Source organism: Nocardia sp. CA-107356 (assembly GCF_050946365.1).
Classification (GTDB): domain Bacteria; phylum Actinomycetota; class Actinomycetes; order Mycobacteriales; family Mycobacteriaceae; genus Nocardia.
In genome coordinates, this window is the sequence record NZ_CP191992.1 from 3,548,628 (window position 1) to 3,562,432 (window position 13,805).

At 65.9% G+C, this 13,805-nt stretch carries 13 protein-coding genes; 6 read left to right on the forward strand and 7 right to left on the reverse strand.

Features of this window, described 5'->3' with window-relative positions:
- The first annotated feature begins 3 nt into the window (after positions 1 to 3).
- A complete protein-coding gene (gene hutI, locus ACQP1G_RS15960) occupies positions 4 to 1,179 on the forward strand; it encodes an imidazolonepropionase (RefSeq protein ID WP_433204432.1) in 1,176 nt (391 codons plus the stop codon).
- A 41-nt stretch (positions 1,180 to 1,220) separates the two neighbouring features.
- On the opposite strand, the gene ACQP1G_RS15965 is transcribed toward hutI, so the two are convergent.
- Positions 1,221 to 1,352: a hypothetical protein gene (locus ACQP1G_RS15965; protein WP_433204435.1), complete on the reverse strand. Its 132-nt coding sequence runs from the start codon at positions 1,350 to 1,352 to the stop codon at positions 1,221 to 1,223.
- Positions 1,353 to 1,692: 340 nt separating this feature from the next.
- On the opposite strand from ACQP1G_RS15965, the gene ACQP1G_RS15970 reads away from it, so the two are divergent.
- Positions 1,693 to 2,382, forward strand: a complete 690-nt coding sequence (locus tag ACQP1G_RS15970; RefSeq protein WP_433204438.1) for a hemerythrin domain-containing protein — start codon at positions 1,693 to 1,695, stop codon at positions 2,380 to 2,382.
- A gap of 6 nt (positions 2,383 to 2,388) precedes the next feature.
- Here ACQP1G_RS15970 and ACQP1G_RS15975 read toward each other — a convergent pair whose 3' ends face one another.
- The gene (locus ACQP1G_RS15975; protein WP_433204441.1) at positions 2,389 to 3,501 is read right to left on the reverse strand and encodes a PQQ-dependent sugar dehydrogenase; all 1,113 of its coding nucleotides are present in this window, start codon (positions 3,499 to 3,501) and stop codon (positions 2,389 to 2,391) included.
- Positions 3,502 to 3,648: 147 nt separating this feature from the next.
- Between ACQP1G_RS15975 and ACQP1G_RS15980 the strand changes: the two genes are divergently transcribed.
- Complete coding sequence (locus tag ACQP1G_RS15980; RefSeq protein ID WP_433204444.1) at positions 3,649 to 4,404, forward strand: DJ-1/PfpI family protein; 756 nt, start codon at positions 3,649 to 3,651, stop codon at positions 4,402 to 4,404.
- On the opposite strand, the gene ACQP1G_RS15985 is transcribed toward ACQP1G_RS15980, so the two are convergent.
- The 3 genes from ACQP1G_RS15985 to ACQP1G_RS15995 all read right to left on the reverse strand — a co-directional run bounded on the left by ACQP1G_RS15985 (position 4,401) and on the right by ACQP1G_RS15995 (position 7,640).
- Positions 4,401 to 4,769, reverse strand: a complete 369-nt coding sequence (locus ACQP1G_RS15985; protein ID WP_433204447.1) for a DUF1304 domain-containing protein — start codon at positions 4,767 to 4,769, stop codon at positions 4,401 to 4,403. The two genes, ACQP1G_RS15980 and ACQP1G_RS15985, sit on opposite strands and share 4 nt — an antisense overlap.
- Positions 4,770 to 4,861: 92 nt before the next feature.
- Complete coding sequence (locus ACQP1G_RS15990; protein WP_433204450.1) at positions 4,862 to 6,619, reverse strand: protein kinase domain-containing protein; 1,758 nt, start codon at positions 6,617 to 6,619, stop codon at positions 4,862 to 4,864.
- Between the two features lie 130 nt (positions 6,620 to 6,749).
- The gene (locus ACQP1G_RS15995) at positions 6,750 to 7,640 is read right to left on the reverse strand and encodes a bile acid:sodium symporter family protein (RefSeq protein WP_433204453.1); all 891 of its coding nucleotides are present in this window, start codon (positions 7,638 to 7,640) and stop codon (positions 6,750 to 6,752) included.
- 169 nt (positions 7,641 to 7,809) lie between these two features.
- On the opposite strand from ACQP1G_RS15995, the gene ACQP1G_RS16000 reads away from it, so the two are divergent.
- Positions 7,810 to 8,355, forward strand: coding sequence for an LppP/LprE family lipoprotein (locus ACQP1G_RS16000; protein ID WP_433204456.1), 546 nt, complete (start codon positions 7,810 to 7,812; stop codon positions 8,353 to 8,355).
- Between the two features lie 4 nt (positions 8,356 to 8,359).
- On the opposite strand, the gene ACQP1G_RS16005 is transcribed toward ACQP1G_RS16000, so the two are convergent.
- The gene (locus tag ACQP1G_RS16005; RefSeq protein ID WP_433204459.1) at positions 8,360 to 9,889 is read right to left on the reverse strand and encodes an FAD-dependent monooxygenase; all 1,530 of its coding nucleotides are present in this window, start codon (positions 9,887 to 9,889) and stop codon (positions 8,360 to 8,362) included.
- A gap of 45 nt (positions 9,890 to 9,934) precedes the next feature.
- Here ACQP1G_RS16005 and ACQP1G_RS16010 point away from each other — a divergent pair, with 45 nt between their 5' ends.
- On the forward strand, positions 9,935 to 10,663 hold the full coding sequence (locus ACQP1G_RS16010) for a TetR/AcrR family transcriptional regulator (RefSeq protein ID WP_433204462.1): 729 nt from the start codon (positions 9,935 to 9,937) through the stop codon (positions 10,661 to 10,663).
- A 13-nt stretch (positions 10,664 to 10,676) separates the two neighbouring features.
- Here ACQP1G_RS16010 and ACQP1G_RS16015 read toward each other — a convergent pair whose 3' ends face one another.
- Complete coding sequence (locus tag ACQP1G_RS16015) at positions 10,677 to 11,270, reverse strand: dihydrofolate reductase family protein (protein ID WP_433204465.1); 594 nt, start codon at positions 11,268 to 11,270, stop codon at positions 10,677 to 10,679.
- Between the two features lie 449 nt (positions 11,271 to 11,719).
- Here ACQP1G_RS16015 and ACQP1G_RS16020 point away from each other — a divergent pair, with 449 nt between their 5' ends.
- Positions 11,720 to 13,564 (forward strand): CocE/NonD family hydrolase, encoded by a 1,845-nt coding sequence (locus ACQP1G_RS16020; RefSeq protein WP_433204468.1) that lies wholly within the window; start codon positions 11,720 to 11,722, stop codon positions 13,562 to 13,564.
- Positions 13,565 to 13,805 lie beyond the last annotated feature (241 nt).

A 13,805-nucleotide genomic window follows, 5' to 3' on the forward strand; every position in this document is an offset into this window, starting at 1 on the left:
ATCGTGTCGACCCTCATCACCGGAATCGGTGAGCTGACCACCAATACCCCCGACGGTCCGCTGCACAATGCCGCTGTCGTGCTCGAGGGTGAGCGCTTCGCCTGGATCGGCCCGGCCGCCGCCGCGCCCGCCGCCGATCGCAAGGTCGATATCGGCGGCCGCGCGGCACTGCCCGGCTGGGTGGACAGTCACACCCACCTGGTCTTCGCCGGTGACCGTACCGCCGAATTCGAGGCCAGAATGGCTGGTCAGCCCTACCGGGCCGGTGGCATCGCGACCACGGTCGCCGCCACCAGAAGTGCCTCGGACGAACAGCTTTCGGCGAACCTGCGCCGCCATGTCGACGAGGCCTACCGGCAGGGCACGACGTGCCTGGAGACCAAGACCGGATACGGCCTCAGCGTGCCCGATGAGGAGCGTGCGGCCCGCATCGCCGCCGCTACCGCCGACGAGGTGACCTTTCTCGGCGCGCATCTGGTACCGCCCGATACCGACGCGGAATCCTATGTCGACCTGGTCTGCGGCGCTATGCTCGACGCGGTCTCACCACATGTGCGCTGGGCCGATGTCTTCTGCGAGACAGGCGCGTTCGACGAGGACCAGTCCGATCGCGTGCTGCGCGCCGCCGCCGCACGCGGTCTCGGGTTGCGCGTCCACGGCAACCAGTTGGGCACCGGCCCCGGTGTGCAACTGGCGGTCCGTCATGGTGCCGCCAGCGTCGACCACTGCACCCACCTCACCGATGCCGATATCGAGGCGCTCGCCGGCTCGGACACCGTCGCCACCGTGCTGCCCGCGTGCGATCTGTCCACCCGCCAGCCTCTCGCCCCTGCCCGCGCACTACTCGACGCGGGCGCGACCGTTGCCCTCGCCACCAACGCCAATCCGGGCAGTTCCTACACCACCTCGATGGCCTACTGCGTGGCCACCGCCGTACTCCAAATGGGCATGTCGGTGGCGGAAGCGGTCTTCGCGGCGACCGCGGCGGGCGCGAAGGCCCTGCGCCGCAACGATGTCGGCGTCATTCGTATCGGCGCGCGCGCCGATCTCCAGGTGCTCGACGCGCCATCGGCCACGCACTTGGCCTACCGGCCGGGTGTCCCACTCACCCTGGCGGTGTGGCGTCTCGGCGCGCGTATCCCGACTGAGATCGCCGAATTGTCGGATAGCGCAGGGTGATTCGCGTCGAGCCGAACGAGGGGCGCCAGCAACGCTCAGCACTATCCGGTTTCGAGTGATCCCAGCGCCGAATCCACGAGAGTGCTCGCGGTGCGGGCACATACATCGACGGCCGCTTCGGGCGAGAGCCCACGGATATCGATCAGCACGATGAACGCCTCCCAGCCGACCACCCACGGCGATGCTCGAAACGAGATTGTCGAACTGCCGCTGGGCGACGCGTCCCGAAGTGAGTTGGGCGGTTCGTTGACCTGTCCGGCATCTCTGAGCTGGGTTGAATCGCTGACACGGGCTCGGTGCTCGGTCATTCGCTGCTGGCCCTTCATTGTCATCTCGACCCGGCGCATTGACATCTTGACAGGGCGCGTTCGACCAAAACTAGACTGAGTTGCACTTATTGCACAGGAGTGCATTTAGGTTCGGGAGGAACTGAATGACTATCGGGGATCTTGAATTTGCGCTGCCCGCATTCGATCTGGGCACGGGGTCGCTACCGGTGCGGGAGCGGGTGTCATGAGCCGCCGGGCGGCGCGAACACCGGGCTGCAATACCCACGATATGGTGCTCGTGCACCGGGTCTTCCGTCGCGAATTCCGTTTGCTGGCAGACATTGTCGAGTTCACTTCGCCCGGTGATGTCGAGCAGGTGGTGCGGGTGAGCGAACATGCTCGCGAAATGCTCACCGCCCTGCATCACCACCATGGATCCGAGGATGAGCTGGTGTGGCCGAGACTGCGTTCGGCGCAAGTGGATTCGGCGCTGGTCGAGCGCATGCGGATCCAACACGACGAGATCGACGCGGCGATGCGGCGCGTCGATGCCGACCTGGCCGAATGGGAACACCAAAGCGGAACGGATACTGTGGATCTGCTGGTCGACGACTTGCGCAGGCTGCACGAGGTACTGACCGAACATCTTCGCCTGGAAGAGGATTCGATACTGCCGATCGTGGCCGAGACGCTGACCGAGTCGCAATGGGCCGAACTCGGTAAGCGCGGTATGGCTTCTCTGCCGAAGAGGCGAGCCCTCGTCTTCCTCGGTCATATCGCCGAGGAAGCCGACGAACGCGAATGGTCGGAATTCCTGGGCCGCATTCCGGCCCCGATCCGGCTGCTGTACCGCCTGTTCGGCCGCCGCAGTCATGCCCGTGAGACCGCACTGCTGCGCCGCGATCTGCCCTCCGTCGGAAAGGTCGTCACATAGCGCAGCTCACTGGGCGGGGAAGCGGATGATGCGATCATCACCGGCACGGACGTCACCGCGGCCGTCCGTATTGGAGGTGGTCAGCCACAGGGCGCCGTCGGGGGCCACCACCACTGTGCGCAGACGGCCGAGGTCGCGGACGTGAGCCTGCGGCGCACCGAGTGTGCCGTCGTGTAGCGGGACCGTCCACAGTCGTTCGCCGCGCAGTGCCGCGACATAGAGGGTGTCGCCGGAGATGGCGATGCCCGATGGCGATGCGTCGGCGGGCTTCCAGATCACCTGGGGGTCGGTGAATCCGCGATCTGTGCCGCCCATACCCTCGACGGCGGGCCAACCGTAATTGCGGCCCGGTTCGATCAGATTGATTTCATCGAAGGTGTTCTGGCCGAATTCGGCGGCGAAGAGTCGGCCCGCACGATCCCACGCCAGACCCTGCACATTGCGGTGGCCGAGGCTGTAGACCGGCGAGCCGGGCGTCGGATTTCCCGGTGCGGGAGCGCCATCGGGTGTCAGGCGCAGGATCTTGCCATTGGGGCTCGCCGGATCCTGAGATCTATTGCCCTGCGCGGCATCACCGGTTCCGGCGTAGAGCATACCGTCCGGCCCGAACGCGATCCGGCCGCCATTGTGATTACCGGCCTTCGCGATACCGTCGAAGATGACCTCCGGTTGTCCGTCGAGCCGGAACCGCACGATCCTGTTGTCATCGGCGGCGGTGAAATAGGCATAGACATAACGTGTTTCGGCATAGTCCGGTGCAACCGCGAGACCGAGCAGACCACCCTCGCCGCGCGCGACGACACCGGGAACCCGGTACACCTGCTCGGGCGCGTGCCCGGAGCGCACCCGGAGAATCCGGCCGGTATCGCGCTCCGCGACGAGCGCGTCACCATCGGGCAGGAAGGCCAGCCCCCACGGCACATCGATACCGCGGACGATCTCCTGTCCGGCATCGAGATCCGGCGCGCCCGATGGCGTACTCGGCGCGGTACCGGTGACCACCGCCGTCGCTCGATCGGGCTCCGGTTCGGAACCGCTGTCACAGCCCGCGACCGCGCCGACCAGCAGCAGTGCGGCGACAGCGGCTCGTCGACGCGCAACCGAACCTGTGATCCCCATACGTGTTCCTCCGATATGCGCCTGCAGTCGGTCACCGGCGGGGGTGTACCTCGATAATGCCCGCTTCGGTGGCTCGTGTCGTGATCGGTTCCGATGCGGAGCGCTACGCTCGACAGCAGGCCAGTCGCCGTGGGAGGGCAGAGTTCGATGCAGATCGCCATCGTCGTCTATCCGGGAATGACCGCGCTCGACGTGATCGGGCCCTATGAAGTGCTTCGATTACTGCCCGGCGCACGACTGCGTTTCGTCTGGCACGAGCCGGGTCCGATCACCACCGACAGCGGCGTCCTGCTGCTCGGCGCCACGCACTCCTTCGATGAGACGCCATCTCCCGACATCGTCCTGATCGGCGGTTCGGGCCCGGCAACGGCGACCACGGCCGCCGACGAAAAGCTGCTCGCTTGGCTGCGGCAGGTACACGAGACCTCGACCTGGACCACGTCGGTGTGTACCGGATCGGTGGTCCTCGCCGCCGCCGGGATTCTGAAAGGGAAGCCAGCGACGTCGCACTGGGCCGGGTTGTCGGCGTTGCAGGCGCTCGGTGCGCAGCCGCATGGCGAGGAACGGATCGTGCGCGACGGCAAGATCGTGACCGCCGCTGGCGTCTCGGCTGGTATCGATCTCGGCCTGTGGCTGGCGGGGGAGATCGCGGGCAAGGAGGCGGCCGAGGCGATCCAACTGATGATCGAATACGATCCGCAGCCGCCCTTCGACAGCGGGCATGTGAGCAAGGCGAGTTCGGCCGTGCGGCGCAAGGTCGCCGCGATGGTCGGTCGCGAGGGCGCCGATCTGCTCATCGCCGATCCGCGCACCGTCGTCCGGGAGGCGAGTGCCATGGCGAAACTGTCGTGGACGACGGCGATCGACCGGGCGCGCGCACGCCGCCGACTCGGTAGGCGCTAGTTACTGCCCGCCACCAGCACGGCCACCAAAGCGATCGCGCCGGGAAGGGCCTGTACGAACAGGATTCGACGATTCGCGGTCGCCGCGCCGTAGATCCCGGCGACGACCACGCATGCGGTGAAGAAGACCATCGCGGCGAATCCCACCGGGTCCGATGCGATGATGCCCCAGATCAGCCCGGCCGCGAGGAAACCGTTGTAGAGGCCCTGGTTGGCCGCCAATACCTTGGTCTGCTCGGCGAATTCGACGGTGCTGCCGAAGGCCGCGCGCACCCGCGGCGTCGTCCAGAGGAACATCTCCATGACCAGGATGTAGATGTGCAGTAACGCCACCAGGCCGACGAGCACCTCGGCTACTACGCGCATGAGCTGATCCCTTCACGGAAGATTTGTCGTCTCAGGATGATCGATCGCCGATCGGTGTGCCAGAAGGCGCGCCAAGGGAATCGCGCTGGGCACTAACTCTTGTGCAGGGTCCCGGTGATATTTCCGAGGACTCCGCTGAAGCCGCCGGTGAAGCTGTAGCTCACCGAACCGTCGGGTTGCAGGACGACCTTCGAGACCGACCCCTCATCCATACAGCCGCTCGCCCCGCCGGACAGCCGTGCCACGAAAGTGATCTCGCTTTCGGTCACAGTGGTCAGACGTTCGGCGCGTTCACAACGGCTACCCGAGGCCTGGCCGGTATTCGACGAGGTGGCGATCTCGTCGCCGACCTCCCCGTCGCGGATGGTCAACTCGATGTCGAAGGTGGCCAGCGCATCTCTGGCCGTCCCGGTCCAGGTGCCGACGAACGCTTTCGGCACCGACGTGTCCGATGTCGAGGTGCTCGAGACCTCCGTCGTCGAGGGGCTCGCACTCACGGTCGCATCGGATGTGGTGCTGACCTCCGCCGAACTATTCGCGCTCGCATCGGAATTGGACGATTTGTCATTGAGCCGCGTGCCGATGACGAACGCGCCGACCGCGACCAGGACACAGACCACTGCGACGGCGATGATCAATGCGGTGCGACGAGAGCGATTCTTCGGTTGCGGCCCGTGGTGATTCGGATGCCGGCCGGGCGGCTGCTGCCCGACGAAGTGGGCGGGTTGCGGCCCGGACCGGTCATAGGCCGGAGGATATGGCGCGTACACACCCGACCCACCCGTCGGATCGGCGTGCCCAGCCACCGTATCGGCTGCGCCCCGACCCGCCTGCACAGGTCCCGAGGTCGTCGTGGGTAGCGGTGTGTGCGGCCCTGAATTCGATTGCGGCACAGGCCGGGAAATCGTCGGCGCCGACCGCGACGGATCCGGCCCGGGTTGCGCGAACCCGACCTGCGGCATCTCGACCGATTCCAGATCGAGCAGCGCCACCGCCCGCCTGCTCACCTCCTCGAGCACCGGCGCGGGCAGCCAGCCCCCGCGTTCCGGAACCCCGAGTTCGCCCAGCTGATCCAACAGCTGCTGCGGTGTCGGACGCGCCGCGACATCCTTGTTCAAGCATGCCGCGATGAGCGGACGCAACCGCTCCGGCACTGCCGCCAAGCGCGGTTCCTCGTACACCACCCGATACAGCATCTGCACCGTCTCGCCGGAGCCGAACGGCCCCTGGCCGGTCGCCGCGTAGACCAGGACGCCGCCGAGTGCGAATACATCGCCCTCTGGTCCCATCGCCGGGCCGACCACCTGTTCGGGACACATGAACCCGGGTGAGCCGATGACATTCCCGGTGGTCGTGAGCGCACTGTCCTCGGCGGCCCGGGCGATACCGAAGTCGATCACCTTGGGCCCGTCCACGGCCAGCAGCACATTCGACGGTTTCAGGTCACGATGCACGATCCCCGCGCCGTGTACCGCGATCAGCGCATCGGCCAGTCCGTGCGCGAGCACCAGCAGCGTGTTCTCGCTGAACGTGCCGAACTGTTCGACCGCGTCGGTCAGCGAGAATCCGGCGACATATCCGGTCGCCAGCCACGGCGGCGTCGAGTCCACATCCGCGTCGAGCACCTGCGCGGTGAACTTTCCACCGACCCGCCGCGCCGCGGTGACCTCGCGCCGGAATCGCTCCCGGTATTCGTCGCCGATCAGATCCGGCCGGATCACCTTCACCGCGACGGTGCGGCCGCCCGCACTGCGCCCGAGGTACACCCGCCCCATCCCGCCCGCGCCGAGCAGGCCGAGCAGCCGGTAGTCCCCGATCCGCGTCGGATCGTCTGTGCCTAGCGGTCGCATCGCGAAGTGGGGTCCTCTCACATGACGTCGAACAGGCAAAGGCTACCCATGGCCGTGCTCGGTGTCGCATGCACCGAGCCTCGACCACGTTATCGATCGGCGGTGGCCCCCACCTTTCGCGGCACGCGATCTAGCCGTGAGCGGCCGGAACAGGAGCCGGAGCGACCCGCCGTACCTGCCGCGCCAGTAGGTACGCCGCGATAACGGCCGGAATGTTCATCAGCACCCCGTACACCGCGGGCGGCACCGCCATCTGCGAATTGTGTAGCACGCTGGAGGCGACCGCGATGGCCAATGCGCCGTTGTGAATACCGATCTCCATCGCGGAGGCGATCGCCTGATCGGGCTGTACAGCGAATACGCGCGGCACGGTGTAGCCGATGACGAAGCTCAGCGTCGAAAGCAGCAGGCTGAGGGTGGCGAGCTTGCCGATGTTCTCGGTCAGCGTATCGAATTCGCGCCCCACCGCCGCCACCACGACCAACAGCAGCACCACCGCCGAGACGATCTTCACGTTCTTGCGCATCCGCTGCGCCCACGTGGTGAACCGGCGATGTACCCACATCCCGAGCGCGACCGGAACCAGCACGATCGCGAAGACCTGGATGAACTTATCCGGCCGCAGCCCGATCGTGGCGTCGTCGTCCATGAACAGTGTGAAGGCCAGTGTGACCACCAGCGGCAGGGTGAAGACCGCGAGGATCGAATTGATCGCGGTCAGCGTGATATTCAAGGCCACATTGCCACCGGCGATATGGCTGAACAGATTCGCCGACGGACCGCCGGGGGATGCGACGAGCAACATCACACCCACGGCCAGCGCACCCTCGAGCCGGAACAGGTAGACCAGACCGAGGCAGATGGCGGGCAGCACCACCATCTGACACACCAGCGCGACCACCGCCGCCTTGGGATATCGAAGTACCCTCGCGAAGTCGTCGACGGTCAAGGTCAACCCGAGACCGAACATCACCAGCGCCAGGGCCAGCGGTAGGAATATTGCGAAAATCGTTGAACCCATGCAGATCTCCTCATCAGGACTCGGTCCGGTGTCGACGTTATCGACTCACCGGCGGCGCGGCGACCCCAGCCTTGGGAGCCCGGCCTCAGCGTTAGCCGAACTCGACGATGCGATGATGGTGTGCGCTGCGCGATCGAGACACTCGTCGGACCTGAAGGGCTTTCCCTGGATGCAGACCTATCGGCTCGTATTGCTCACCCTCGGTACCGGACTCGCCTGTGTGACCGCCTGCGGATCGGGCGATGACGGCCCGGTGCCCGTATCCGGCGCGACCACTACGGTCGCGACCGTGTCGAGTGCCGCGCCGACGGCGAAATGCGGGGTCGACCTGGCCGCGCCGGTGATCGGCTCCGCGATTGCGACACTGCCCGCGGAGCCGATCACGAAGGCGCCGTGGGCCACTGATCCGGCGAGTTTCAGGGGCACCTTCGACCCGTGCGCAACACTGTCGGCCGTGATCATCACCGTGCAGGGCGCGACAGGCAGCTCACCTGAGCAAGTGCTGCTGTTCCACCAGGGCGACTTCGTCGGCGCGGCCACGCGAGACAGCCACGGCTTCACCGCCATGGACCCCGGCCGGACGACCCATGACACAGTCGGTGTGACCTATAAGACGCCCGGCAGTTGCAATGCCTGTCCGGACGGCACCATCACACCGGTCCAATTCCATTGGGATGGAAAGCAAGTCCAGATGATCGGGACGCCACCGAAATAGACGGTCAGACGGCCGTTCGGGTCCGGCGGAAGATCAGGTCCACGGCCGTGTTCAGCGCGGCCGCCGGATCGTCGGGCATGGTCGGGATGCGCCAGGCCACGATCTGATCGGGACGCACGAGTAGGGCGCCACCAGGGCAGAGGCCGACGGTGTCGGTCCAATCCTGGTTCAACTCATGGACTTCGAGCGGCAGCTGCTCGGCGGCGGTCTTCCAGGCGGTTCCCTCGGGTCCGACGAGCAGGACGCAGGTCGTGTCGACGAGGTCGAGGCTGGAGCGGCCGTCGGACAGCCAGCGGTGGGGCAGGCGGGTGCCGGGTTGGCCGGTGATATCGAGGTGCGCCATGGTGTTCGGGCTGCCGTCGTCGATCACCGCGCCCGTGTGATAGCGGTTGCCGAGGATCATGGCGATCGGGTCGGCGAGCGGGGTGGCGTCCTTGGATTCGCGATTCATGGTGCGCAGGTTGGCGGTCCGAATGCTCGACTGGTCGGCGATGTACCAGCCGACCGGGCGGCGTTCCTCGTGGTAGGTGTCCAGTAAAGCCGGATCCGCGCCGCGCAGGACGGCCGCCAGCTTCCAGGCGAGGTTGTGTACGTCCTCGATGCCGGTATTGGCGCCGGCGGCGGCGAAGGGCGGCATGACGTGGGCGGCGTCACCGGCCAGAAAGATTCGGTCCGCACGGTAGCGCTCGGCGACGAACATCCCTGGCTCCCACGGCAATATGCTGAGCACGTCGATGGCGATTTCAGGAAGGCCGATGGCCGCTCGCAATACGCTCGGCCATTCATCGACGGGACGGTCGATACCATCGGCCGTGGTGAAGATCCACCGGTATGACCCGTCGATCGAGGCGAAAGCCCCCGGCGCGTCGGTGTTCTCGATCTGACAGAGGTTGAATTCGCGTCCGCGCACCAACTCCGCCAGATCGGCGTGGAAATAGATGTTGACGGCCCGGCCGAGCGTGCCGCGACCGTCGCGCGGGATGCCGAGCCGTTCGCGGATCGGGCTGGCGGCGCCGTCGGCGGCGATCATATAGTCCGCGCGCAGCCGGTCAACGGTGCGGTCGGCGCCGATCGTGGCCACGATGCCGTCGGGTTCGGTTGTGAAGTCGGTGAGTTCGACGCCGAACCGCACATCGCAGCCGCGGGCGATGGCGATGCGGCGCAGCACCGGTTCCAACAGATCCTGGGCGCACAGGCATGCGGTGACCGGGGTGATGGTGGACCAGTCGGGGACACCGCCGGGCAATGTGAAGGGGATGCGGGTGGCCTGAGCGAGCGTCGGCCCGGCCGCGAAATGCTGGTACTCCGCGAGATCGCGGGCCGCGTCCATGACCTCGTCGGCGATGCCGAGCTGACGGAACAGCTCCATGGTGCGGATATTGATGCGTCGGGCCTTGGGCTGCGGTGAAGTGGTCGGCCTGCGTTCGACCAGCACGGTTGCCACGCCCTGCTGCCGCAGGAACAGTGCGGCCGAGAGCCCGACGAGCCCGCCGCCGACAATCAGAACACGAGGTTCGTGTACGTTGTACATCATGTGTACTTTGTACACGAATGGTTGAATGCCCGGCAAGGAGGTGGCATGAACGAGGAGTCGTCGCCCGGACCGTTGATCTGGTCGCTGCCGGAACCGCCGGGGCGACCGACCACGACATTGAGCCGGGCGAGCATCCTGCGCGCGGCGCTGACGGTGGCCGACACCGAGGGCGCACGGGCGCTGACCATGCGCCGGATCGCCACGGCGGTCGGTGCGTCGACACCGATGTCGCTGTACCGCTACGTCGGCAGCAAAGATGGTCTGGTCGACCTGATGATCGATACCGTCTACGGCGAAATTCCGCTACCCGCAACGCCTTCGGAGCATTGGCGCACGGCACTCGAAGAGCTCGCGCTGGCCACCTGGTCGGTGATCCAGCGTCACCTCTGGTTCGGCGAACTGGTACACACCCGACCACCGCTGGGGCCGAATGCGCTGCGCTACTTCGACTTCCGCTTCGCCCTACTCGAGCCATTGGACATTGCCGCCGACGACATGACCCTGATCACCGCCGCCGTCGACGGCCACCTCATCGGCGCCGCTCTGCAGCTCGCCGAGGAGAACCGCATGCGGACCCGCTCCGGCCTGCACACCGACGACGAACTGGCCGCTGCCGCACAACCGATCCTGGCGCCGATCCTCGCGGACGGCCGCTACCCCGCCTTCGCCCGCTGGCTCGCGGCCCGTACCACCGCGGGCGGCACCGACCCCGTTCACTGGACCCTCACCTGCCTGCTCGACGGCATCGCGGACCGCCTGGGATTGCCGAAATAGCCGATGCCGTCGATCAGCTCTCGGCATCGAGCGGGACATACCGCACCAGGATGTTGTCGGAGTCGTCGAAGGTCCGAGTTTCGACGCGCCGCAGGGCCGGGTGGTCACCGGTGAAGATCGGCGTGCCCGCACCCAGTGTGGTCGAGCCGACAACCAGCTGGAGTTCATCGACCAGTCCGTGTTTCAGCAGGTCGTTCCACAGGATGCGACTGGCGAAGACGACGATATCGCCGCCGCGTTCCTGCTTCAGCTCGGCGATCGTCGCATAGGCATCGGCGCGGGGGATGATCCGGGTGTTGGCGGCCCACGGGTGGTCCGCGGCCGGAAGCTCCGCGTGGTCGGAGACCACGAGCTTGTCGATGACGTTGTAGCGCTTCGAGAATTCGCGGTTGGTGGCCGAGAAGCCGCAGTCGTGCTCGACGGTCGGCCAGAAGCCGCTGAACATCGTGTAGGACGTGCCGCTGAGCAGGACGATTTCCGCGCTCCGGATCCGCTCGAGGTTGGTGCGGTCGAATGATTGGTCCAGCGGCAGGGCCATGACATTGCCGCCAGGTCCTTCGTAGTAGCCGTCCAGGGACATGATGTTGACGGCGATGAGCTTGCGCATCGTTTCGGTCCTCTCGGTCGATCACGCCCCGATGGCGTGTACCCAGGAGTCGGAACGGGGTACGGCGTCACGACATAGATCGACTCGGGGATCGGTCACGGTTCGGTAGCGCCCGTATTCGGCGAACCGCATAGAGCGCACCTGACGGGATATTCGCCAGTTGATTGCTAAGGTCTCTGCGCGTCAATTGGGAGTGACCTTGTCCGCATGCTGCATACCAGTCCAGAAAGGGTCAATAGTTGTCGGGGCAGGGAGTGATATCAGCACTTATTCGTTCGGCTCGGTTGGCGACCGCCGCTGCCGCAGTGGTTGCGCTGACATGGAGCGGCGGTGGCTCCGCGACTGCTGAGCAAACGAATGATGGTGCTCCCGCTCAGCGCTGGACCGCGATGCACGACGGGCCGCAGCAGTATGCCGACGTTCATGTCGACTGGGATGTCCCGATTCGAATGAGTGATGGCGTCGTACTCAAGGCCAATGTGTATCGGCCTGTCGACTCGACGAACGCGGTGGTGAACACGCCGCTGCCAACGATCGTGAACCTCACGCCGTATACGAAACTCGTGACCAACCTGATCGATACGGCGCTGGCCACCCCGGGCTTGCAGTCCTTCACCATGGATCTGGTCCGGCGGATCAATCTGTCCGGCACCCCGTTCAGTGGGTTCGGCGAGCTCGCGCACGCACTCGACGGCGGTACCCTCCAGACCATCCTCGGCATCGACCGGAATCTGATCCGCAGCGGGTACACGCTGGTGGTGGCCGATGTACGCGGCACCGGATTCTCGCAGGGCCAGTGGAACACCCTCGGCATGCGTGAACAATTGGATACCCGCGAGGTGATCCGATGGGCCGCGGCCCAGCCGTGGTCCAACGGTGCGGTCGCGATGAGCGGCGGCTCATATGCGGGCATCAATCAGCTGCGCGCGGCCGAAGACCCCCCTGCCGAACTGAAGGCCATCTTCCCCGTGGAGGCGGGCAGCGATCTGATGCGCGATGTCGTCGCGCCGGGTGGCGGTGTAGGCACGACCTTCCTGCCGATGTGGCTCAGCAATGTGAACCAGACCAAAGCGATCCCGGACGTGCAGTCGATGCTCAACGGCACCTTCGACTGGAAATGGCTGCAGTCCAGGTTGGCCGATCCGTCGACGAATACCGATCTGCTGGCCCAGGCGCTGCTCACCCCGTCCCTGGACCGGGTGCCAACGGCGCTGGCCTCCGCACTCGATGAGCGCAGTGATTTCCGGCAGGGGATTCTGGGGCATCCGGAGCGAATTACGGTGCCCACCTTCGTATATGGCGGCTGGCACGACATCTTCGCCAATAGCGCGGCCAAACTCTACGACGCGATCCCGTTGCCCGCGGCGAAGAAGCAGCTGGTGATCGGCGATACCTACCATGCGAATCCGGGTGCGGGCACGGGTTCGCCCGGTGCGCCGCCGCGGTTGGATGTGCTGCAGCGAGTGTGGTTCGACAAGTGGCTCAAGGGCATCGACAACGGTGTCGCAGACTTCGGGCCGGTCACGCTGTGGGAGCAGGGTTCGGGCTGGAAGACCATGAAGCAGTTCCCGGAATCGGGTGTCACTCATCGTCGTGTCTACCTGTCCGCGGCGTCGAGCGATTCCGCCGACCATGCGGTGCACGACGGATCACTTGCGGCGACGCAGCCGCCCGATCGCATCGCGCTGCAGGTGGCGCCGGGCGTGACCACCGTATGCTCGCGCGATGCCGCCCAGGGGTCCGCAGGAATCGCCGCGCCGTTCGACGTCTGCGCCAAGGACTCCCGTATCGCCGAAGGTAACGCGCTGACCTTCACCAGTAAGGCGGTGACCGAGCCGACGGTGATTTCCGGTCCGATCAATGTGCATCTCAACGCGGTTCACGATGCGAAGGACGGGTACTGGAGCGTCACCGTGAACGACGTCGCGCCCGACGGCACGTCGACCGTGCTGAGCACCGGACAGCTCACCGCATCCATGCGCGCGGTGGACGAGGTCAAGAGTGCGCGCTCGGCGAACGGCGATTACACCGCACCGTTCAACCCGATCACCCTGGACAGCCTGCTGCCGGTCGAGCCGGGAAAGCCGGTGACGCTGGATATCGCGGTGATCCCGACCCAGGCCGTGCTGCAACCCGAGCACCGGCTGCGCGTGGACGTCTTCGCCGCGAACCCGCCGAAGGCCTTGGCCTTTCGGCCCCTGCTCAACAACACCGAATTCAAAACCCAATACCTGCGACTCGATCCGGACGCCCCGAGCTTCGTCAACCTGCCGACCAACCGGCCCATCGGCTGATCCGCGATCCGAACCGTTGTCGGAACACGCGCAGCAGCGGTCGGGCTCGCAGACCAGCCGCCAGCGCCCGAAACCCAGGTCCGCGGTTCTGCTTTCGAGTTGGTCGAAATGCGGCCGAAGACTTGACTCGAACGGGATGGCCCAGTTATTCTATAAATGGGAAGCAATTCGGCGGGGTTCTGGCGTGGGCAAACAATTTCGATTTCGCACTCGACATCCGGTAGGTACGAGTGTAATTTTG